We start from the raw sequence: 222 nt of genomic DNA, 5'->3' as shown, positions 1-222 counted from the left end.
GTAATCACCCCTCCTCCGCAGCAGCCCGGCCCGATGCCACCTTCCTCTGGCTGACGCTTCCAACCGACAGGAAAAAACATGCGGGGGATGGAAGCGGACTGGGCGTCCTGTCCTGAAATGTCAGACTGGTACAGGATATTCCTATAAGTATCGAAGAATACAGGGACCAGATCGGCACAGCGTACCACCATAAGTACCGAAGAATACAGAAACCAGATCGGC

Annotated in this window: 1 protein-coding gene; it reads right to left on the bottom strand. The window is 54.5% G+C overall.

The features are described 5' to 3' along the window. The coding region (locus tag NE671_RS15765) for a hypothetical protein (RefSeq protein WP_256164166.1) at window positions 1-222 on the bottom strand (222 nt) is incomplete at both ends.

Source organism: Blautia sp. DFI.9.10 (assembly GCF_024461705.1).
GTDB classification, from domain to species: Bacteria; Bacillota; Clostridia; order Lachnospirales; family Lachnospiraceae; genus Blautia_A; species Blautia_A fusiformis.
This window is presented reverse-complemented; position numbering and strand designations above follow the sequence as displayed.